General features: G+C 62.3%; 25 protein-coding genes. 20 read left to right on the top strand and 5 right to left on the bottom strand.

All coding sequences use genetic code 11. The features are described 5' to 3' along the window. The first annotated feature begins 1 nt into the window (after position 1). The 19 genes from ACVZUB_RS10545 to ACVZUB_RS10635 all read left to right on the top strand — a co-directional run bounded on the left by ACVZUB_RS10545 (position 2) and on the right by ACVZUB_RS10635 (position 16,243). On the top strand, positions 2-469 hold the full coding sequence (locus ACVZUB_RS10545) for a hypothetical protein (RefSeq protein ID WP_482628390.1): 468 nt from the start codon (positions 2-4) through the stop codon (positions 467-469). Positions 470-498: 29 nt separating this feature from the next. After that, a complete protein-coding gene (locus tag ACVZUB_RS10550; RefSeq protein WP_482628391.1) occupies positions 499-831 on the top strand; it encodes a hypothetical protein in 333 nt (110 codons plus the stop codon). A 66-nt stretch (positions 832-897) separates the two neighbouring features. Next, positions 898-5,841 (top strand): phage tail tape measure protein, encoded by a 4,944-nt coding sequence (locus ACVZUB_RS10555; RefSeq protein ID WP_482628392.1) that lies wholly within the window; start codon positions 898-900, stop codon positions 5,839-5,841. Then, a complete protein-coding gene (locus tag ACVZUB_RS10560; RefSeq protein WP_264614351.1) occupies positions 5,842-6,807 on the top strand; it encodes a hypothetical protein in 966 nt (321 codons plus the stop codon). It abuts the gene before it with no gap. Between the two features lie 3 nt (positions 6,808-6,810). Further along, on the top strand, positions 6,811-8,493 hold the full coding sequence (locus ACVZUB_RS10565; RefSeq protein ID WP_482628393.1) for a Gp37-like protein: 1,683 nt from the start codon (positions 6,811-6,813) through the stop codon (positions 8,491-8,493). A gap of 9 nt (positions 8,494-8,502) precedes the next feature. Continuing rightward, the gene (locus ACVZUB_RS10570; protein ID WP_482628394.1) at positions 8,503-9,114 is read left to right on the top strand and encodes a translation initiation factor IF-2 N-terminal domain-containing protein; all 612 of its coding nucleotides are present in this window, start codon (positions 8,503-8,505) and stop codon (positions 9,112-9,114) included. Next, on the top strand, positions 9,111-9,698 hold the full coding sequence (locus tag ACVZUB_RS10575; protein ID WP_482628395.1) for a C39 family peptidase: 588 nt from the start codon (positions 9,111-9,113) through the stop codon (positions 9,696-9,698). Before ACVZUB_RS10570 ends, ACVZUB_RS10575 begins: the two co-directional genes overlap by 4 nt. Continuing rightward, a complete protein-coding gene (locus ACVZUB_RS10580) occupies positions 9,698-10,606 on the top strand; it encodes a glycoside hydrolase family 19 protein (protein WP_482628396.1) in 909 nt (302 codons plus the stop codon). The genes ACVZUB_RS10575 and ACVZUB_RS10580 overlap by 1 nt, the downstream gene beginning before the upstream one ends. Then, complete coding sequence (locus tag ACVZUB_RS10585; RefSeq protein WP_482628397.1) at positions 10,606-11,013, top strand: hypothetical protein; 408 nt, start codon at positions 10,606-10,608, stop codon at positions 11,011-11,013. The genes ACVZUB_RS10580 and ACVZUB_RS10585 overlap by 1 nt, the downstream gene beginning before the upstream one ends. A gap of 3 nt (positions 11,014-11,016) precedes the next feature. Further along, a complete protein-coding gene (locus ACVZUB_RS10590; protein ID WP_080909463.1) occupies positions 11,017-11,280 on the top strand; it encodes a hypothetical protein in 264 nt (87 codons plus the stop codon). Then, positions 11,277-11,468: a DUF7620 family protein gene (locus ACVZUB_RS10595; RefSeq protein ID WP_482628398.1), complete on the top strand. Its 192-nt coding sequence runs from the start codon at positions 11,277-11,279 to the stop codon at positions 11,466-11,468. The genes ACVZUB_RS10590 and ACVZUB_RS10595 overlap by 4 nt, the downstream gene beginning before the upstream one ends. Next, positions 11,465-11,842: a putative phage holin gene (locus ACVZUB_RS10600; protein ID WP_283568946.1), complete on the top strand. Its 378-nt coding sequence runs from the start codon at positions 11,465-11,467 to the stop codon at positions 11,840-11,842. Before ACVZUB_RS10595 ends, ACVZUB_RS10600 begins: the two co-directional genes overlap by 4 nt. 3 nt (positions 11,843-11,845) lie before the next feature. Then, positions 11,846-12,883, top strand: a complete 1,038-nt coding sequence (locus ACVZUB_RS10605) for an SNARE domain-containing protein (protein ID WP_482628399.1) — start codon at positions 11,846-11,848, stop codon at positions 12,881-12,883. Continuing rightward, complete coding sequence (locus ACVZUB_RS10610) at positions 12,883-13,548, top strand: glycine-rich domain-containing protein (protein ID WP_482628400.1); 666 nt, start codon at positions 12,883-12,885, stop codon at positions 13,546-13,548. The genes ACVZUB_RS10605 and ACVZUB_RS10610 overlap by 1 nt, the downstream gene beginning before the upstream one ends. 3 nt (positions 13,549-13,551) lie before the next feature. Continuing rightward, positions 13,552-14,094, top strand: coding sequence for a translation initiation factor IF-2 N-terminal domain-containing protein (locus ACVZUB_RS10615; RefSeq protein ID WP_482628401.1), 543 nt, complete (start codon positions 13,552-13,554; stop codon positions 14,092-14,094). Next, positions 14,091-14,498 (top strand): hypothetical protein, encoded by a 408-nt coding sequence (locus ACVZUB_RS10620; RefSeq protein WP_482628402.1) that lies wholly within the window; start codon positions 14,091-14,093, stop codon positions 14,496-14,498. The genes ACVZUB_RS10615 and ACVZUB_RS10620 overlap by 4 nt, the downstream gene beginning before the upstream one ends. 9 nt (positions 14,499-14,507) lie before the next feature. Then, positions 14,508-14,945: a hypothetical protein gene (locus ACVZUB_RS10625; protein ID WP_265154996.1), complete on the top strand. Its 438-nt coding sequence runs from the start codon at positions 14,508-14,510 to the stop codon at positions 14,943-14,945. 14 nt (positions 14,946-14,959) lie between these two features. Beyond that, positions 14,960-16,075 carry a hypothetical protein gene (locus tag ACVZUB_RS10630; RefSeq protein WP_482628403.1) on the top strand — a complete coding sequence of 372 codons (1,116 nt, stop codon included), beginning with the start codon at positions 14,960-14,962 and terminating at the stop codon, positions 16,073-16,075. Between the two features lie 21 nt (positions 16,076-16,096). Then, a complete protein-coding gene (locus ACVZUB_RS10635) occupies positions 16,097-16,243 on the top strand; it encodes a hypothetical protein (protein ID WP_167398198.1) in 147 nt (48 codons plus the stop codon). A gap of 202 nt (positions 16,244-16,445) precedes the next feature. Here the strand turns inward: ACVZUB_RS10635 and ACVZUB_RS10640 are convergent, their stop codons facing one another. From ACVZUB_RS10640 to ACVZUB_RS10650, 3 genes are all read right to left on the bottom strand, one after another. Continuing rightward, positions 16,446-16,958: a hypothetical protein gene (locus ACVZUB_RS10640; RefSeq protein WP_482628404.1), complete on the bottom strand. Its 513-nt coding sequence runs from the start codon at positions 16,956-16,958 to the stop codon at positions 16,446-16,448. A gap of 72 nt (positions 16,959-17,030) precedes the next feature. Further along, positions 17,031-17,933 carry a C40 family peptidase gene (locus ACVZUB_RS10645; RefSeq protein WP_482628405.1) on the bottom strand — a complete coding sequence of 301 codons (903 nt, stop codon included), beginning with the start codon at positions 17,931-17,933 and terminating at the stop codon, positions 17,031-17,033. Beyond that, positions 17,930-18,244: a type VII secretion target gene (locus tag ACVZUB_RS10650; protein ID WP_341514175.1), complete on the bottom strand. Its 315-nt coding sequence runs from the start codon at positions 18,242-18,244 to the stop codon at positions 17,930-17,932. The genes ACVZUB_RS10645 and ACVZUB_RS10650 overlap by 4 nt, the downstream gene beginning before the upstream one ends. Before the next feature lie 81 nt (positions 18,245-18,325). Here ACVZUB_RS10650 and upp point away from each other — a divergent pair, with 81 nt between their 5' ends. Beyond that, positions 18,326-18,949, top strand: a complete 624-nt coding sequence (gene upp / locus ACVZUB_RS10655) for a uracil phosphoribosyltransferase (RefSeq protein ID WP_007727319.1) — start codon at positions 18,326-18,328, stop codon at positions 18,947-18,949. Here upp and ACVZUB_RS10660 read toward each other — a convergent pair. Beyond that, positions 18,946-20,538, bottom strand: a complete 1,593-nt coding sequence (locus tag ACVZUB_RS10660) for a phospho-sugar mutase (RefSeq protein ID WP_341514176.1) — start codon at positions 20,536-20,538, stop codon at positions 18,946-18,948. The two genes, upp and ACVZUB_RS10660, sit on opposite strands and share 4 nt — an antisense overlap. After that, positions 20,535-21,332 carry a purine-nucleoside phosphorylase gene (locus tag ACVZUB_RS10665; RefSeq protein WP_007727315.1) on the bottom strand — a complete coding sequence of 266 codons (798 nt, stop codon included), beginning with the start codon at positions 21,330-21,332 and terminating at the stop codon, positions 20,535-20,537. Before ACVZUB_RS10665 ends, ACVZUB_RS10660 begins: the two co-directional genes overlap by 4 nt. Between the last annotated feature and the right edge of the window lie 6 nt (positions 21,333-21,338).

Consider the following 21,338-nt stretch of genomic DNA (forward strand, 5'->3'; position numbering starts at 1 on the left):
AATGCCTGGCGCACCCCGCAAGACCGCACCCCGCAAGGCTCAGCCCAAGCCGGCTGAGCCTGCGGTGGTTGCAGAAGAAGTCGATGACGACACCTTCGATCTACTTTCGGTACTCGATACCGAGGATCTCCCGCCTGTTCCGGTCGTACTCCGAGGAGTCCGAGCCGAGATCCGGCGAAGCTATACCGGCGAAGAGTCGGTGAAGTTCACCGAGTATCTCCGCAAGCAGCAGGTCGAGGAGGTTCTCAAGCTTCTCGCAGGCGAAGAGGATGGCCTCGCATTGTCTGCCGCGCTGTCTGCCTTCAATATCGAGCAAGGCGTGAAGCTCTTCAATTGGCTGGCCAAGAAGTCCACACTGACTTCGGGGGAAGCCATGGCGCTCTTGCCTGCCTACGCACGCGGGATGGATGGAGCGCAGCTCTCGCAGGATGCAGACGATTCTACGGACGAGACCTCCGCGACATCCTGACGGAATCGCAACGGGATGCGGCAATTCTCGTGGAGCAGGCCATCGAATGGCTGGCCGCCGAGAAGCGGGATTCCGAGAACCTCGCGATGCTGGTCGACCGCGACGACTACTGGCTCAACTCCGAATACGCCTCGTGGACTTCCGATCCGGATGACCCTGAAGCGAAAGCTGAACGGGAGCGGCGAAAGAGGGCGGGCATCAAGCCCCCTCCGCTGCCCATTCTTCCGCCGATCGCATGTCGTGGCCCGGCTGAGATGGCAGCTGCTGCGGCCGATTTCGTTGCTCGGCGTCAGGAATTGAATCCTCCTGAACCGGCGAAGCCGAGACTTGCCGACGTGGTCGGCCAGTGGCAGACCGGCTGACAACTCAATTCATTTTCCCGAACCCCCAACGGACTCCGCGCCTCGGGGGTTCTTGCGTTCCAGGAGGTGGTCCCAATCGCTGGCGGACGCATTGATGTCGAGGTTGCAGCCGATCTATCGGAGTTCAATTCTCAGTTCGAAGAAGGCCTGGAGGGTGCCGGCGATGCTGCATCCAACTTTGCAGGGAAGATCGCCGGCGCCCTTGCGTTAACCGGTGCGGCTGTAAGTTTCGCGTCCGTCATCGACCTGGGTAACGAGTTCACTCGCACGCTCAATTCGATGTCGGGCGTCTCGGGCGCGACCGCGGCACAGATGGATGTCGTCAAGCAGAAGGCGATGGAGCTCGGAAACGATGTCGAGCTGTCGGCTACGTCGGCGAATGATGCTGCTGCGGCGATGACGGAGCTTGCCAAGGGTGGCTTCTCGGTCGATCAGTCGATGGAGGCAGCCAAGGGAACGCTGCAGTTGGCGGCTGCTGCACAGATTGATGCGGCCGAGGCTGCGACAATTCAGTCCCAGGCCCTTCAGGCGTTCGGCCTCGATGCTGACTATGCGGCGACTGCTGCTGACGTGTTGGCGAACGCGGCCAATGCTTCGAGTGCTGAGATCACGGATATCGCTGCCGGACTTCAGCAGTCCGGTGCGGTGGCCAATCAGTTCGGGCTCTCGATCGAAGAGACTGCGGCGACTCTCGGCGTCCTCGCGAATGCCGGCATCACTGGTTCTGACGCTGGCACGCTGCTGAAGTCGACCCTGCTGTCCTTGACGGATACGAGCAAGCCTGCTCAGGCCGCGATGGAAACTCTCGGCCTGAGTGTGTATGACGCCCAGGGCAATTTCGTCGGCATGGAGTCACTGTTCGGCCAGCTCAAGGAAGCATCTGGCGAATTGACGCCAGAGATCTATCAGCAGGCATCGGCGACCTTGTTCGGGTCGGACGCGATGCGCCTCTCGGGTGTTGCTGCAGAGCAGGGCTCTGAGGGCTGGAACGTCATGCGCGAAGCCATCGGCCGCCAAGGCGCTGCCGCTGAGCTTGCCGCTGCCCAGAATCAGGGGCTGCCGGGCGTTTTCGAGCGTATCCAGAACACGTCCGAGCGCCTCCAGCTTCAGCTCTATGACTTGATCGACGGACCGCTCGCAGGCTTCGGAACTGCTGTGGTCAACCTGGTCGACGGCGGACTCGACAAGTTCGACGCGGCAATGCACAACTCCAACGGCCTGATGGCCGGAATGGGCGAGGCTGTATCGAGCTCGCTCACTGGCGTACCCCTGCTTGCGGGAGCTTTCGGCAATGTCGTCAGTGCAGGTGAATCCCTCTGGGGAATGGTCACCAACATTGGCGATGCGCTGGGTAACCTTGCGAGTGGAGCCGTCAAGTCGGGCGGTGCTGTCGATACTCTCCAGACCGCACTGACTCTGACGACTGGCGCTATTGCAGGTGTGTTCAATGTGATCGAGCCGGTAGTCGGCGTACTGGCTACAGCGGTCGGCGCATTCGGTTCATTGCCTGCTCCGATCCAAGCTGTCGCCACAGGTCTCATTGCACTCAAGCTTGCGTCGATGGCGTTTGGCACCGTCATGGCGAGAACTCCAGATCAGGTGGGACGCTTCGGCGCCGCCCTCCAGTCGACTGGTCGATTCGCGCAGGGCATCGGGCCCGGACTTCGGGCCGCCGGCTCCAACATCACTGCCTTCGGATCTGCAATCCGCACCTCGGCGCAGATGGTCAATCAGGCCAACCCGAACATGTCGGCATTCGGCCGGACGATGACCGTGCTGACGGCACAGTCGTCCGGGTTGACGAGTATGCGCACCGCATTCACTGGCGCGGCAACCGGAGCGACGCGATTCAGCGGAGCTCTCGCTGCAGCCCAGGTCGCCGGCAGGGGCATGGTCACTGCGGCCGGAAGTATGGTCTCCGCACTTGGTGGCGGATTCATGATCGGCATCGTCGCCGCAACAGTGGCGATCACGCAGATCAGTCGAGCGTCGGCAGATATGCGCGCTCAGCAGGCCGCGATCGTCGAAGGCTCGAACGCGGTCGGCGCTGCACAGCGTGACATGGCGAAGGAAATCCAGGCAGCCAACGGTGCCGTCTCGAACGGCGTTACATCCGCCGTGACCATGCAGATTGATGCAATCAAGACTGAGCAGCAGAAGCTCGCTGATGCGAAGCCGTCGAAGTTCTGGTCCACCCTCAAGGATAATTTTCAGGAAGACGCCAAGGGTGCTCGTGACGCTACGGACGCCGCAATCGCCCTCGGTGAGCAGGCTGAACGCATCAATAAGTCGTTCGAAGAAGTCAACCTCACTTCGACGGAGCTGAGCTCGGGCATCACTGGCACCGACGCTGCATTCGCTGGACTGGTTACTCGGCTCCAGGGAACGAGCAACGGCGGTGCTGAGGCGATCGAACGCCTACAGGGGCTGCGCGACAAGTTTGTCTCCGCAGAGAATGCGGCAAAGGATACGACCCCCGGATTCTTCGACCTCACCGAGGCCATCCGAATCCTGGGTGATGAGTCCTCCAGCTCCGCTGACCGTGTCAATGCGATCAAGACTGCGCTGGATGTGCTGTCGGGCAAGGCGATTCCGCTCTCCGATGCGGTGCAGCAGTACAACAAGACTCTGCGGGAGACTGCGGAAGCTGCTGCTGCAGGGATCGACCCAGCTAAGGGATTCGGTGACGCACTCGTTGGCGATGGCGGTGCGCTGAGCACTGCTACTGCTAACGGCTCAGCACTACGTGACTCCCTGACTGGAATCACGAGCTCGACCGTCACCTTGACTGAGGCGACGATCGCTGCGGCATTGGAGCAGGGCAAGTCGCTTCCTGATGCGCAGGCTGCGGCTCGTGCGGCTATGGCGCAGAACGAGACTGCATTGCAGAACCTCGCGCTGCAGTACAACCAGCCCATTGAAAAGATTCGCGAATGGGCTGCGGCTGAAGGCTTGCTGCCCGATCAGATCATCATGCTGGCTTCGCTGACTGGCACAACCGATGTCGAGCAGCAGCTCGCTGTGATTGGAGCAATGCTCAAGGGCGTCGGCCAAGGCGTCGACATTCCCGTGGATGCGTTGACTGACGAGGCGAAGCAGAAGCTCCTCGATACGGGCGCAACGATCGATGAGGTCACAGGCAAGCCTGGCGTCGTTCGCATTACTGCGCCGAATCAGCAAGCCTTGGATCAGATTCGAGCGGTCCAGCAAAGTCGTGATGGTCTGCAGAACAAGACCATCACGATCACGGTCGATGCAGTGCGAACTGCAGCAGCTCAGCAGGCATTCAACTCGACAGGTCAGTTTGGTCCAGTTGCTCCGATATTCAGAGCATTCGGCGGACCGATCGAGGGCGGCACACCAGGCAAGGACTCAGTCCCTGTCATGGCAATGCCTGGCGAGCACATGCTCACCACGCAGGACGTCGACAATCTGGGCGGCCAAGACGGAGTGTTCCGATTCCGTGCCGCATTGGCTCAGGGCAAGGTTGGGAAGTTCGCAGACGGTGGAGCTATCGGCTCTGACGGTCTCGACAACATGATCAACTTCGCCCGAGCCAAGGCAGGGATCGGCTACAACTACGGCCCGTGGGACTGCTCGATGTACATGTCTCACATCGCCGCAACTGGCATGGGGCAGCAGCCTCGCCGACTGTGGACGACGTACTCGATCCTGGGCGGCGACCTGCAGGGTATGCAACCCGGCGGCAGCGAGGGCCACTTCCGGATCGGTGTCAGCCAGGAGCATATGGCCGGCACGTTGATCTTGAAGGACGGCTCTCGGGTCGATGTCGAGAACGGTGGCAGTAACTCCGGATCGACATTCGGCGGCAATGCGGCCGGATATGACGACAGTCAGTTTCCCAATCAGTTCCATCTTCCCGACGCGGCACTTTCGCCGGCGCTGCAGATGGCACTCACTGGAGGTTCTGGCGGTTCCGGTGCGTCGTACTCGGCTGGAGTCGCGAAGGATCCCTGGACTGAGAAGGACGCCCTCGCTCTCGAATCGGCTCGCGTAGCGGTCATTCAGGCGAAGGAAGCTCAGGACAAGGTCAATTCGAGCGACAAGAAGACCGAGGCGGATCGACAGCAAGCCGAACTGAAGGTGCAGCGCGCCGAGCTCAAGGTCAAGGAGCTCGAGCAAAAGCGTGACGGTGCCGGATCGGCAGCCTCACTGACTCCCGCTCCGGAACTTATGGGCGGAATGACTGAGGATGCGATCTCCATGCGCAATGCGGAGATCGCTGTTGTCGATGCGCAGTTGGCTCGCGACAAGGTCTACGCCGACGCCACGTCTACCTCCATTGACAAGGAGAAGGCGGACATGGCGGTCTACTCGGCGCAGAACGCGCTAGCTAAGGCGAAGACCGAGGGGAGTGGCGACGGGCAGACCTTCAACTTGAAGGACCGGGTGAAGAAGTTCGGTTCCGATGTTGCAGGGATTCTCGTCGATGCGGCGTTCGAGCAGTTGCCGAGCGAGTTGTCCGAGTCTCGTTGGATCACAACGGACTGGGAAGGCTTGATGGGCAAGAAGGCTGCTCCGACGCCCGCCATTGCGGCACCGGTGTTCAGTACCGCGGAGATTCAGGCTCAGCTCCCGACCACTCCTGGCGTTCCTGGTTGGCAGAACATGCTGGCCGACATCAATGGGGACAACTGGCAGGAGCGGCTTGCTGCTGCATTGAATCTGCCGACCGTCCTACGCGATGGCGGTGGGCCAGTTCCTCACGGCACTGCTGCGTTAAACCTGTCGGGCGCTGAGGAGTGGATGCTCACCGCGGATGAGCGGCTGAATCTCAGTCGCGACTTCGCGCTGATGCGTGGCGCAGTCAAGGGCGGCGATGGGGCAACCCAGATCGCCGGACTCGACGCTCTCGCTGCAGAGGTTCGCACTCTCGCGTCTCGCCCGACGAGTAACTACACCTTCCACACTCGTGACGTCGAAGAAAACGCACGCCGGGTCCGCCAGATCGAAAACACAAGGGCACTTGGTGCGGGATCGAGGTTCTAAGTGAGCGTCCGTGAAGCGGAAGCAACGATCGACATCTTCGGTGCGGATGGAAGTTTCATGCGCATCGCAGGCGAAGGTCAGGGTGAACAAGGGGCTCAGCTCGCTACGGACATGAAGGGCTTCTACGACGCCCCGGTGAAGACATTCCGAAGGGAAGGTGCTCACCAGATCGGCGGCAACTACCTCGGGAAGAAGTACACGATCCGGGACGTCGCCTTCGGCCTCCATGTTCACGGCAACGAGACGGAGTGGTGGGAGTCGCGAGACTCCGCTGTCCGCAAGGCCTTCTCGTACGAGTTGGATCCATGGAATCCGGATGCGCAGTTGGCTCGGATGCAGATCACGACGGAGATTTCGGGGGCCCGGAGTCTCCGTCTTGCATTGTCGGAGTCAATCGGGTTCGAGTCGGAGTTCGACCCACTGTTGATGCAGCGGGGCGTAACTCCGGTTCTCGCGGCAGCAATGCAGCCGATGTGGTTCGAGGACGACTTTCTCGGGACGCCGGAACATCCGGCGCACTGGGAGTTGACTTCGGGCACATCGGGTGAGGGGTCTGTGTGGATTTCCAATCCGACAGATCAGCCGATGGCTCATTCATGGATCTGCAGCGGCACAGGAACCTTCGGACTCCCAGACTTCTCGTGGACCGGTCCGGAGTATGCGCGAGTCCCTGGCGTGGATTTCAAGACCGGGCGCGATGACTCGGAGCGGATGTACACAGTTCCGACGATCACGAGCGCTGACGGCGGCGGCGCCACGGTACATGTGAGCCGGATGAAGATCCCGGTTCGCTCGTTCTCGAACACCAACATCGCCGGCCGCACCAACGGCAAACGTCTGCTCTACGCGGTGCCGCCGTACACGCCTCCGACCGAGGTTCCGGTCTACGTCACCGGAGCAAGTCCCGGTGCCGGCGTTCAACTTCGTATGCCCCGACTGTGGTCGAGGCCCTGGGGATTGGAGTAAGAGATGCCAGTCCTTGGAGCAACACTTCTCGACCGCTGCAATGCGATCTGGGAAGCCACTGTCGCCCAGGAAAAACGCGAGACACTCTGCCGTCTCGAACCTCCACTCGTCCGCCTCTGGGACGGCGAATGGCACTGGCAAGGTGAAGTTGCCGCCGAATACATGGGCAACTTCGAATGGAAAGACAACGACACCGGATCTGGTGTCATCGAGATTCCGTTCGATCACTACACCGCCCGGTGGATCTGGGACGAGAAGGGCCGCATGGCCCGCGGCGAGAAGCGCAACGTCCACATCACCGTCGACAAGAACGGCGCACGCTGGTCGGGCCGACTTGAAGACGTCACTGTCGACAACCGCGAAGACGGCTCAGTCGTTCTCGTCGCCAGGTTCTTGCATGACTACGAGAACTTGAAGTGGTACCAGATCTGGTCCAATGCTTTCCTGCCGGCAGCGGTGCAGTTCCCGCGAGTGTTCATGCTTGCCGGAGGCGCACGTTGGGCACTGCTCACCAGCCTGTTCCTGCAGGTGATGCGCGAGCAGACCTCGGCTTGGCACCTGCCTGACGACCCGCTACAGAAGGCTACGTGGGGATCGGGCGGACTGGACATGTCCAACTGGTCCGTCGCTGTCCAGCCGCACAGTTTCATGGACGACCTCAATGAGGGAATCCTGTGGGGCCTGGTCATTTCACGGTGGCAGACGTGGCACGACGTAGCGAAGCCGATTCTCGAAGACGCTGAGCTCTCAGTTGTTCCGCGGCGCTACCTCGAAGGCGATCCGCCTCCGTGGCCCGGCGCTAACCTACGCCACGGCTGCCTGGTGATCGACATCGTGGACAAGTCCGGCTACTACACCGGCACTGCCAACGGCGGCAATCAGTGGGACGGCCTGCAGCGGACGATCGCGAACTTCACATCCGACTTCATCGACAGCACAGAGTCGCTGATCAGTGACACGAACATGCCGTCCGAGTACTCGCAGCCGAACTTCAAGAGCACCAACAAGATCGCTCCGTACGTCTCCTACCTGATGGGCGACGAGACCGGCATCCAGACCTCGAAGTTCACCCGCATTCCCGCCAAGGGAATTCAGGTCAACTGCGGTGGTCACTCGATGCCCGGCGTGAACGAATTGATCTCCGCGACAGTTCAGATGGTCGGCGACCTCACTGCCATGATCCCTGGCGTTCCGCCTATGGGTGGCGTTGCGGATGCGGTACTCAAGCCGATTTACACCGACACCCTCCTTGCGTGGATGTCGGTCAAGTCGAATCAGCGTGCTGTGAACTCAGGGTGGTCGAGATACTTCGAGTACTTCCAGGATGGCGCCGACAAGGCGTACACCCTCTCGTCGTTGATGGTTCTGCGGCAGGGGTTCTGGGCTACTCGATCGCGATTCGCTCACGAGGTTGCGATCCTTGACGGCTCTCCGTGGTTGATCGGAGACCGTGGGCAAGGTCACCTCTGGCTGTCGGATCGCATGTCCGCGCAGATCACTGGCGACTGGACTGGAGATCTTTACGTCGACCGGGTTCGCTCGATCGTCCTCGCGTGGGATGAGAACAGCCCTGCCGAATGGGTTCCGGTCATCGGCGACAACTCGGTTCTCAAGGATCCGGCGCAGCGTGCGATGGAGCAGCTCGAAAAAGCAATGACCGGGCTGTCCATGCTCGGCGTCTTCTAAGGGAGCGCAATGGGATTCACCTTGGGCGAGATGCCCACACGCGACAACTGTGATCCGAACGATCCACGCGAAGCGTTCCTGTGGATGCTGATTGCACTCCCAGGCATGAAGGGTGCTCCAGTTCCGTGGCCGATCGAATACTTCATGGAGATATCCGAGCGGCTCTGGAACTGCGGCGCCCGGCCTGGGATTGGCGAGCAGACGATCTGGTACAACCCACCGCAGTCGGGGGACATCTCGCCGATGTTCGCCGCCGGCGCCTGGGAGGACCATCCGCCCGAGGTGCAGGATCTCGGCATCGACCTGAAGTCGCTGGGCATGGCTGTCCAGCGTGAGGTCAGGCGCCAGGCGTTGGAGCTCGAGCCCGATGCCCCGATCGAGGTCGAGGCTCCGGCGACGGTGACTGAACCGGCGAAGTGGCCCGAGAAGATCCGGGTTCACTACCTCGCAAAGAAGTTGGGTTCGACGTCGGCGGATGTCCTTGCGGTGTGCGCCGAGATCGGCGTGCCTGCGAAGTCTGCGCAGTCCAGCATTCCCGGCAATCGGTGCGCGGCGATTCGAGATCAGTTGCGCATCAACGCGCTGCTTGCGCAGCGCCCTAGACCTGGAGGTCACCGATGAAGGTTCTCAATCATCAGTACACCGTCCAAGAGACTGGGTTTTGGTGCGGACCTGGTTCGACGCAGATCGTTCTGACTTGCCGCGGCATCGACGTGCCCGAGCAGCAACTCGCACTCGAACTCGGTACGACAACGAACGGAACGGACTGGATCGGGCAAATCACCCAACTGTTGGCCCGCCGAACAGGGTTGCCATACGTAACCCGTGAGATGCCGAATGACCCACCGACCGGAGCGCAGATTGATCTGCTCTGGAATGACATCCGAGCGAGCATCGACGCCGGTTGCGGCCTGGTGGCGAACATCGTCGCACCCGCCAATAACCACCCTCCCGGATATCCGAACTACACGATCTATCACTACGTGGCGATCGTCGGCTACGACGAGAAGAACGGCGTCTACGTCGCAGACCCGGCACGGTTCGGCGGGATCGAACACTACTGGCTCTCGCTGGAGAAGATGGCATCGCTGATCTGCCCGAAGGGGTACTCGGCCGCACCTACTGCCGCTCCGCCAGCACCTCCGGCGCCTGCTGTCGATGCATGGATTCCGGTACTCGAACAGTTCATAGGACCGGTGACGTGATGGACGTTCAAACCCTGGCGCGGATCATGGATTACCGCGTGCCGATGTCCCGCTACGAGGAACTGTGCGGGCCGTTCAATGCCGCGATGATCCAGGCCGGCTGCACCACCCCTCGTCGGGCGACAATGTGGTGCGCCCAGATCGGGCACGAGTCCGGCGGCCTGCGCTACATGGAAGAGATTGCAAGCGGCGACGCCTACGACACCCGTACGGACCTCGGAAACACGCCGCAGGTGGACGGCGACGGTCGACTATACAAGGGCCGCGGACCAATCCAGATCACAGGCAAGAACAACTACCGCAACCTCAGCAAGTGGGCGCACGTCAAGGGATATGCCCCGACGCCGACGTATTTCGTCGACGAGCCCCACTTGCTCTCGGATCCAAAGTTCGGCTTCCTCGGCGCCGTCTGGTACTGGACCGTCGAGCGCGACATGAATTTCTACGCCGACCGCGACGACCTAATCGGCGCGACCATCGCCGTCAATGGCGGCACACACGGCCTCGATGACCGCCGGAAGTTTTGGTACCGCGCCGGAGAAGACGAGGCCGCTGTACTTCCTACTCAACCTCAATCAGGAGGAACCCCAATGGGTACACCAGAACTCGTTCAAGATCAGCTCTCAGGCCCCGGCGGTCAGGGGTGGCCGTTCCTCGGAGGACCCTCCAAGCAGGACCCCAGTCGCGCCAACACCCTCCCCGAAGCCGTAGGTGAGGTGCGCGATGCACTCACAATCCCACGTCCCTCACTGATCAATCCCGCCGTTTCATTCGATGCGGTGACCTACCTCCAGTTGGTCGACGCTGCGGCATATCGAACCGAGAAGGCTGTCGAGGAACTGACCAAGCAGGTCGCGGAACAGTCCAGGCAGATCGCGTTGCTGGTCAATACGATCGGGGGTAAGTGATGTCGAAACTCGTGCAGGCATTCCCGCAGGTTCGTCTCGCCATCTATGGCATCGCCAGTGCGACGCTTGCGGGCCTCGTGATCGCAGGCGTTGTCACTGAAGGCCAGTCGAGCAACATCCTGAACTACGTCGGACTTGGCCTCGGCGCCCTCGCCACATTGCTGGCCGGCCTCAATGTGTCAAAGCCTCCCATGGTAGACCAGTCCACAGCCTCAGTCGGGTCCAATGGGTTCGAGTTGCTCCCCGGCGGATTCAACGGCGGCGGTGGTGGCGGGGGCCACGCACAACTCGGGGTCAATGACGTAATCACCCAGGGCATTCAGCAGGTCCAAGCGGCAATTGCTCCGTCCGTCGATCAGATCCGAGCGCAGCTGGAGCAGCAACTCGGCCGCCGGACCGAGGGCTAGCTAGTGCCCGCGGGGTTTACCCCCGAAAACCTCTCCAGCCCCTGGATCCTGGTCGGTCTCGTCTTCTGCCTCGTCATGTTCGGCGCTCTCGTCCCGCGTTGGATCCACAAGGCCATCGTCAACGACAAGAATAAAGAGATCGAAGCGTGGAAAGCGACAGCAGGTAAAGCGCTGGAGCAGAACTCGGACCTCATAGGCCATTCCACCACTGCACTTCACATTGGCGACGAGATCAAGCGGCTCGCCGAGAGGGGCGGTACCGGATGACGTGGTGGTGGAAACAGAGGCGAGATGCGCAACGGGGGCGCGAAGAGGCTGAGCAGGTCCTCAAAGAAGTCAAGTCCCGAGATCCGCTCATCGCGGAACTGGGACGTAAGCATCGACTGATGGTGCAGATCAACGGGTTCGGCGAGGACGTCGAGCAGGCCATGGGCAGAAAGAAGGGGCACGCATGAAACTCATCATGCTGCTGGCCGCGCTGGCCGGAGTGGTGATTGTCGGGATATTCGATCCGGAAACAGAGGCTCGAATTTTCCTGACGTCGATGACTGTCCTGGCTTGGACGTTCACGATCATGTACGTGACCCGTTCTCCGTGGCGGGCGACTCAGGGTGGTCGGGCGTTGCTGTACACGTCGGCTGCCATCGCGTTGCTTGGCACTCAGTTGATTTCGGTGTGGTGGTTCGGTGACTACCGATTCCGTGCCGAGGTCCGAGACCTAGTCGTCGTCCTACTAATCCTGACATTGCTGTACCGGATTCTCGTGTTGTTCCGCATTCAGCAGAGTGCCCGTCGAGTGAGCGAATCGGATTCCACTAAGGAGGTCTAGTCCATGACCATGCCTTCAGGTGGAAACCCACCAGGCTCACTGGCTCCCGGCGGATTCGCTGCATGGCAGGCGATGACCGAGGCTGACGCGAAGACGATGATGGCCGGTGGCACCAAGGGCGCCTTCGGCGGTGCCCAGAATGCCTTCAAGACCAATGGCAAGTCACTTTCCGAGCAGTTGTTGATCGTCAACGACCACACCGCTCAGCTTTCAGAGCAGGCCGAGGCAATCGCGCAGATGACAGCACGCGGCATGGCTGTCCCATTCAGTCAATCCGGCTGGTATTACCCGCCAAAGGATCTCGTGACGCTTCGCCTGGTTGGGATCGGCGCGGGAGCTGGCGGCGCGGCAGGTAAATGGAACCTCGGCGCCGGTGGTCGTTTCGGCGGAGGCGGCGGAGGTGGTGGCGGCTACTCGGAGATCGAGATCACCGCGGCGTTCCTGCCTAAAACCGGCGAGAATTTCGATCCGATCCGGGTGGACATCTATCTCGCTGGCAATGGCGGCTCAGGCTCGGAAGCTCCCGGCGGTGGCGGCGGCAACATCATATTTGGCGCGAACCTCGCGAAACCCTATGCGACCTTCCAGGGCGGAGTCGGCGGCATGACCGCCACTAACTCCAACGGCGGTGGCGGCGCGGGTGGTTTCGGAATGGTCCCCGGCGGCGCCGGTGGCGGCGGAGCACGAAGCAACCTCGATGAATACCCGGGAGCTCCTGGCGGCAACTCGTTCGCTTCGGAGCGCTACATGGGTGGCGGCGGTGGCGGCGGCGGCGGTAGCGGCTTCATCGAACCTGCTGGCATCGGCGGTAACGGCGTCGGTACCGCAGGCGGTCTCCCGAATCAGCCTGGCGGTTCCCCTCACCCTGCAATGGCTATCGGTGCCGGCGGTGGCGGTGGATCGAACAATCAGTCCAACAGCGGCGGCGCGGGCGGTTTCCCTGGCGGCGGCGGCGCAGGCGGGCACGGCGGCCTCACCGCAGCAAGCTCGGGCGGTAAAGGCGGCGAGGCGAAACTGTACTGCTTCGAGGAGATGAACTGATGCCGCGATCGAGACTGGTGGTGTTCACCGCTTCGGGGACGTGGACAAAAGATCCGAAGCTGTACGCCATCAGGATCGTCGGTCGTGGTGCGGGCGGTGGTGGTAGTTGGCCCGCCGGTAGCGGTAACGGCTACGGCGGCGGCGCTGGTGGGGCATCGAAGACGCAACGCAGGATCGCTGCCCGTGATCTACCTGCCACGGTCGCGGTCACCATCGGCCCGGCAGGGGTTGGCGGCAACTCCTCATCGCGCAATGGAACAGATGGCGGCGACTGCCTCTTCGGAACTTTCCTTCGCGTCGGCGGCGGCAAGGGCGCGAGAACTACTTCTGCGGGAGCTGGCGGCGAAGGTATCTATCGCGGCGGCAACGGCGGGAACCCTGGCAGTGCAGGTCAATCGAAACCGCTTCGACCATCCGACTATCTGTCAGCCCCTGGTGGCGGAGCGGGTGGTGGATCCACTGGTGGATCATCTGGCGCTGTCCCGCCGAACACTTCACTTCCCATTCTCTGGCAGACCACCCAATCTGGTGGCGGGGGGAACAGTGGCGCTTCGGGCGGTATGCCTGGCGGCGGAGGTGGGGGAGGCCAAGCCCCCAGCGTTCCGGCAGGTTCGGGTGGCGCGGGCTGCATCACCGTCATCGAGTATCTCTACGACGAGGAATGAGACATGCCCACAGCAACTTTGATCGATCGGGACAACCTCACGTTCGCGGGACCGGCCAACTGCTACCACCTCGACCCGCCTCTGATGGGGAACGAGTTCGTGATGGTCTACATCGAACCCGGATACGGCTCGATCACCCCTCGGGTGACGATCGTGCCGAAGCGGATCGGTGACGCCCCCGCCCTGAATAGCCCACTGCCCGGCTCCTATTCGCTGCAGCATGACGTGAGCATTGACGACGGCGCGTGGTTCGCGCTTCTCGCGGCAGGTGGTTACGAGATTGTGGTGCCCGATCCGGTGGTCGACGACAGTCCCACCGAGTTCGACGAGCCGACAACCCTCGAACCCCTCGCCCTCGACAAGGCTGAACCTGAAGTTGCCGAAGTGATCCGAGTCCACGAACTCGCAAAGGAACTCGGCATCACCTCCGCTGAACTCCTCACCAAACTCGCCGAACGCGGCAGCACCATCACGAACGCATCCGCGAACGTCGACCACGACACCGCCCAGATTATGCGCGGCATATACGCAGAGGGGGAGTCGTGACCGTTGTAAGTGAAACCCTCACCGACGCAGCCGGGAACCCCGAGACGAAGCCGCTCACATTCTTCATCGAGCAAATACGTGAATCAGCCTCGGGCACTTCGACGATCAGCGTCAAACGCGTCGATGCGCCCGTTGTCGGCGGAGTCCTGACAGTCAACCTCGACCCAGGCCCGGCACGAGTCGAATGGCGCGGCAAAACCTACGCGATCGTCGTCCCGGTTTCCGCTACCCCCGTCAGGCTCTGGCCACTCATTGATGCCGGCCTCCCTGCGCCAGGACTTGGCGAACCAGGCTTCGTCCGCAATGCAGGCGGCATCGCACGAATCCAGCGAACCACCGTCGCCAACTATGCGGCGATCCCCAGCAAAGACCCCGAAACCCTCTACATCACCTTCGAGTCCTAGGAGACCAACATGGCCGTTACCGCGAAACTCTATGGGCTTGCGCTGTATTCCGCATTCAACAAGGAAATCGACTGGGACACAGACGTCATCAAGGTGATGCTCTGCACCAGCGCGTACACCCCAGACCAGGACACCCACCGATACAAGTCGTCGGTGACGAACGAAGCATCGGGTACCGGCTACACCGCCGGTGGTGCAACGCTCGCAGCTTCGGCGCCGTCGTACACCGCGGGCACGAACACTCTCGTCCTCGATGCTGCTGACACGGCCTGGACCGGGTCGACGATCACTGCACGGTACGCGGTCATCTACAACAGCTCTCCCGGCACCGATGCCACTCGGCCGCTGATCGCATACGTCGACTTCGGCGCCGACGTGTCCACGACCGCCGGCACCTTCACGATCACCTGGGACGCCGCCGGAATCGTCACGCTAACTGCCGCTTAACGGAAGGCTGACCGATGGGGTTGTTCAACAGAGGTCAGTCGATCTCCGGAATGTGGCTCGACGGTAAGCCTGCGATCCGGGCGTATCTCGGTGACGTGTTGGTATGGGATGGGACGAAGCCGGCGTTCGTGAATGTTCCGCGAGCGCTGGTGTCGGCACTGGCGGTTGCGCCTGCAGTTAGGGCGGACGCATCCATAACTGCGGTCCCTGCCGTGGGTTCATCGTCATCGTTTGCACCGTCGCTCATGGCGTTCGCGACAGTCGATCCCGAGACTGCGGTAATTGTGACAGCCCAGGCCAGCGCTCCGGTTGTCCGTGCCGATTCGATCATCATGGTCGAGACCATCACTGTCGGCGCACAGGCATTGCCCGCTGTTGCGGCTCAGTCTTCCGCGGCTACGGTGGCGGCTCCTGCGGCTGTCGTCTCGGTTGTGACCCCCATCCCGTCGGTGGCGGCGCACTTCGCGACCACCATACCGGCGATCGCCGTAAACGCCTCCGCCCAGGTGCCGGTCATCACCGCGACCGGCGCGGCGGTGGTGAACGTCCCAGTGTCGGCAGTCAATGCCACGGCTCGCGTTCCCGTCGTGTCCGGAAACTCGTCGGTTGTCGCATTCGCTGTGACTGCGGATGTGTCGGCGAAAATCCCGATGTTGACATCCTCGTCGGCAGTCTCTGCAGTGAAGGCTACGGCTACCGCGCTTGCGGCTGTTCCTGCAGTGGTGGCGAACAACTTCACTGCGTCCGGCATGACGAAGAACGCGTCGGCTCAGAACTGGACTGGAACTGCGGCATTCCAAGTGACTGGAATGGTCGCCGAGTCTGGATCGACACTGTCGGGTAGTGCACTGCTGCCCAATGGGTCTAAGACGGGCGCTACAGTCAATGCGCAGGTCAGTATTTCGAACACCAACTTCGCGACAGTCACTGCGGAGCTTCGCAAGAACGGGACGCTCGTTCCTGGTGGAACAGTGACGGCGTCATTCCCTGGGGCGACCGTGACGTTGACGGTTCCAACGAGGACGGTCGACGTTGCTGGGACTGATCTGTTCACCGTCTGGGTGATTCCGGGTAGCGGTTCCGGTGGCACGGTCGCGGCTGGCGTGAACACCTACATTCGCATCACATGACCGGACTGAGACAATCAGGGCATGGCTTTCGAACCTGACCCTGACACCGGCCAACCCGGCACCGTGAAACTCGCTGACGGACGCTGGGCGTACCGCTGGAAAGATGCACCGGACGCCGAATTGATCATCATGAAGCAACCGGAAACACCCGCAGAATCTGCGGAGTAGCAAATGACTGACGCCCCATCCTCATCGCGAGGGTGGGGCGTCTTTTGTCGTTCCAGGCGGATGCGTCGATGCCCACCTGTGCTGCCGAATGAGTCAGGTGGGCATCGAACTATTCAGTTGTGGTGCGGCGATCACTGACGGCTTCCCTTCCGTCTCCTGCCAACGGATGCGACGCTACCACTCGTCGAACAGATGTGCGAAGTTATCCGACGAATTCCACGCGAACCACAGTGGACTCCTTGGCGATGTCGTACGTCGCAGTGCATCCAAATGAATTCCTGAGCATCGCCCCGAATCCGTTCTGTGAATCCACATCCCCAACGACAACCCACTCCGTTCCTGCAGTGTCGGTGTTCTTCGTTTCTACTCCCGACCATTCTGCTGACGACGGGGATTTGAGTTGCTTCGTCACGGCCTCTTTGCAGGTTTTCTCGACCAGCTTTCGGGCGCCGATCATGTCCGAAGCGCCAAGGGTGAGCTCGGCTGATGTCGTTCTCGGCGCGATCGAAACAGGCTCAGTTTCCGGAGCTGCCAGGGCGATCGAGGTTTTGATCGGCGTAGTCGAAGAAGTTGCCGTCGATGCAACCGTTGACGGCTCATCGGGATCGTAGGTCGCCCATTTCACTCCGATGCCGATCACCAGCACAGCGCCGGCCACGGAAAGGATCTGAAGAGCCACTCTACGGCGGTTGGCTGAGGGCTGCGGTGTGGTCATCAGCAATGCATACCAGACCGGTCGGACGAAATCTCCCTGGTCAGAGGATTCGCAACGCTATTGGTACCGTTATTAACACCGGGCCTCGACCATCTGACCGTTGCCGATCACCATGGCGACGTGTCCGTCCCAGACCGCGAGGTCGCCCGGCATCAGATTGTTCTGATCGACCTGGTTCCCGATTCCCTGTTCCTGAGCCAACCTCGGAATATCGACTCCGGCCTGGCCGTACGCCCATTGCGTCAGACCACTGCAGTCCAGACCGACTCCGGGTGTCGTGCCTCCCCAGGCGTACGGGACACCCTGTTGAGTGAGCGCGTTGCGTACGGCAGCAGCGGCCTCGGCGTTCGGTGCGGTGGCAATCGAGCCGTCGGGAAGTTCGACCTCAACGCCACCGACGGAACCGGAACCACTTGCGGAACCGGAACCACCCGCCGACTCGGAGACCCCAGGTGCGGGATCGGGTATCGGGACGGACGGGACGAGTGCGGACATCTTGTCGGTCGACCCGGCCAGCTCACCGCGTACCCGCTCGATCACCGATACCGCGCGTCCGAGGTGCTCCAACGCGGCCGACAACAACATCAATTGGCCCGTCGGTGTCATCAGCGTCGGCCCGGCCTTGATCGCGAGTGTCAGAAACGACTGGAGAATCTCACCGAGTTCGGTCATTCCCGCGTACACGGACGTTGTCGCTTCGTCCACGACGCCGGCGATGTCGGTCCCACGATCGGCGAGGTTTCGCGTCGACGTCTGCGTCTGCTCGGTTTTGGTCACCGCAGCGGTGAGTGCCGTGGACGAGCTCTGAGAGGACGCCAGTTCGCTCAGAGCAGCGCTTCCCAATTGGTATGCGATCTCGAGGGCGTCCGTGGCGATTCGGATGCCGACGTCGGGTCCACTTGCGCTGGGGACACCAGTCCCGACAGTGTCGACCAGGTCGATGATCGGTCGTGCGAGTGCGTCGACGTCGATCATGAGCGTGCGGCTTCGGCGAGAGTCCTTCGTACCGATTCCTCGGAGTCGAGATAGACGGCGTGAGCGTCGCGGGTGGCTGACTGGACGCTGGAGATCACAGCGGACAGTCGATCGATGTCGTCGATGTGCGCTTGCTGTGCTCGGCTCGCGACATCGACGAAGTCGCCGCCGATCAGCCCCAGCACAGTGGACAGAGCCAAGTGATCGCCACCCGCCGCGTCCTGTCGAGCTTGCGCGACGTTGTCGGCAACAGTGCCCAACCGCGTGGCGAACTCCGCGACGCTTTCAGTGTCCAGATCCAGATTTGTCAACTTGTCTTCCCCCCGTTGCGCTTACTCCTTCTTGGACGCCGCGCGGGGTGCTCCGGTTCCCGAGGAACTATTCTGATGGTCATGCAAACGCACGTAGTCGACCATCCGCTCGCGGCGGCCCTCTTGACGACAATGCGTGATGCACGCAGTGAGAACGCGACTTTTCGTTCCGCACTTCGCAGGCTCACGCACATGCTGGTCTACGAGGCCATGCGTGACGCGGAGGTCGAGGAATTTCCGGTCGACACCCCGGTAGCAGCGACGACGGGCATCCGGCTCGCGAAGCCGCCGTTGTTGGTACCCGTGCTGCGGGCCGGTCTGGGCATGGTCGAACAGGCGAGTGCGCTGATTCCGTCGGCCGGCGTCGGCTTTGTCGGAATGGCACGTGACGAAGAGACTCATCAGCCGGTTCCGTACCTCGAATCCCTGCCGGCGGATCTGTCCGGGATCCCGGTGTTCGTGCTCGATCCGATGCTCGCCACCGGTGGTTCGATGGTGCACACCATCGACTTGCTGGTTGCGCGTGGCGCGACGGATGTCACGGCAGTGTGCGTCGTGGCCGCTCCGGCCGGCGTCGACGCGCTGGCAGCGTCCGGCCACCCGGTTCGTCTGGTCATCGCGAGCATCGACGACGGACTCGACGAGAACGCTTTCATCGTCCCCGGTCTCGGTGACGCCGGCGATCGGCAGTTCGGACCCCGCTAGAGCGAAAGGGCGAAGGTTCGGAGTTCGGCCAGCCGGGCCTTCGCCGGCTCTACTGCGTTCGCGAGGTCGTCGCGGTTCGCCACCGGGACGACAACTTCGAGATAGCACTTGAGCTTGGGCTCGGTTCCGGACGGTCGCACCACCAGGCGGATCGACGGCCCGTCGAATATCACTGCGTCGGTGCGCATACCACCGCGAACCAGGGACAAGTCCTCGACGGTGACCGGCTCGCCCGCGAGTTGGCTTGGCGGATCGGCGCGTAGCCGTTTCATCATTTCCGCGATGTCACTCGAGTCCTCGACGCGGCGGGATACTTGGTCCCCGCGGTGCAGTCCGAATTCGACGGCATAGTCGCCTAGAACGTCCAACAGGGTTCTGTTGCTGCCCGCGAGGGTGGCAGCCAAGTCAGCCACCAGAACGGCAGCTGAGATTCCGTCCTTGTCCCGCACCACATCCGGATCGACGCAGTGCCCGATCGCTTCCTCGTAGGCGTAGACGAGTCCGTCGCCGGCACGCGTGAGCCACTTGAAACCGGTGAGTGTCTGCGCAAACCTGGCTCCGCGGGCTTTCGCCAACTTCGAGAGCAGGGTCGAGGAGACGATCGTCGTCGCCACCAACGAATCTTCGGGCGCCGTGCTCAGTACGTGGTCGGCCAGGAGCACCCCGGTTTCGTCGCCGCGCAACATGCGCCACTGATCACCGTCGCGAACTCCGACGGCGCAGCGGTCGGCATCCGGGTCGAGTGCGATCGCCAGATCCGCGTCGACACGTCGGGCAAGGGCGAGCAGGCGGTCTGCGGCGCCGGGCTCTTCGGGATTGGGGAACTCGACGGTCGGAAACGTGGGGTCGGGATCGAACTGCTCCGCCACGACGTGCAGGTCCTCGAATCCTGCTGCTCGCAGAGCCGCGGTCGCAGTCTCACCCCCGACGCCGTGCATTGCCGTGAGCGCAATCCGGATCGAGCGGGCGTCGCCGTGCGGGAGGGTCGCGATGCGGGCGATGTACTGCTCGACCAGAGAATCGTCGGCCGGAATCACCGATGCTCGCGCGACGTCGGCGGCACTACCGATGCGAGCGATCTCGCTCTCGATTTCACGATCGGCGGGGGAGACGAGTTGCGCTCCGCCCGAGAGATACACCTTGTAACCGTTGTCGGCGGCAGGATTGTGGGAGGCGGTGATCTGGATACCTGCCGCTGCCCCGAGCCTGCGCACCGCGAACGCCACCAGCGGTGTCGGCAGTGGGCGGGGGAGCAGGGTCACTTCGAACCCGGCGGCTGCCATGACCTCGGCGGCGGCCAGAGCAAATGCCTCTGAACCGAGCCGGGCGTCGCGGCCGACCACAACGCGGGACCCGCCCTGGCAGCGAGCTGTCAGCCAGGCCGCCAGACCGGCCGTGGTCCGGATGACGACCGCGAGGTTCATTCCGTTGGGTCCGCCGCGCACCGGCCCGCGAAGCCCAGCAGTGCCGAACGTCAGTGGTGCGGAAAAGCGTTCGGTCAGTTCATGTTCCGAAAGGGCTGCTAATTCTGCGCGGGTAACCGGGTCCGGATCGGCGTCGATCCACTCTGTGACGTTCAGTGGTGTCACAGCTGCTCGACCAGTTGACGCAGCAGCACTCCCATCCGGGCCGCCGAGGCTTTGCCTGCCGCCAGCACCTCCTGATGGTCCAGTGGGGCGCCCGTGATTCCGGCGGCCAGATTGGTGACCATGGAGATGCCGAGAACGCGGGCGCCGAGCGCGCGGGCCGCGATGGTCTCGTGAACCGTCGACATGCCGACCAGATCGGCGCCGAGTGTACGAAGCATTCGAATCTCGGCCGGAGTCTCGTAATGCGGACCGGGAAGCCCGGCGTAAACACCCTCGGCAAGGTCCGGGTCGATCGAGCGAGCCAGCGCCCGCAGTTCCGGCGAGTAGGCGTCGACCAGGTCGACGAACTCTGCGCCGACGAGGGGAGAGCGGGCCGTCAGGTTCAGGTGGTCACTGATCAGCACTGGTTGTCCCACTGCGTAGTCCTCGCGGATACCGCCGGCCGCATTGGTGAGGATGACGGTGTCGGCGCCGGCAGCAATGGCTGTCCGGACCGGGTGGACGACGGTACCGAGATCGTGGCCCTCGTATGCGTGCGCGCGCCCGAGCAGCAGCAGGACTTCGGTGTTTCCGACGCGCACCGAACGAATGGTGCCCGCATGGCCGAGGGCGGACGGTGGGGCGAAGCCAGGAAGATCCGCCATCGAGACTTCGGCTGTCACGTCCGCACCGGCGTCGCCGAACACGTCTGCGGCATCGGTCCACCCCGACCCGAGCACGATGGCGACTGACGGTGACGAAGAGCCAGTCATGGCGGACAGAGCAGCGGCGGCGGCCTCGGCGATCGTTCCCATGTGAGC

Source organism: Rhodococcus sp. OS5, assembly GCF_056837585.1.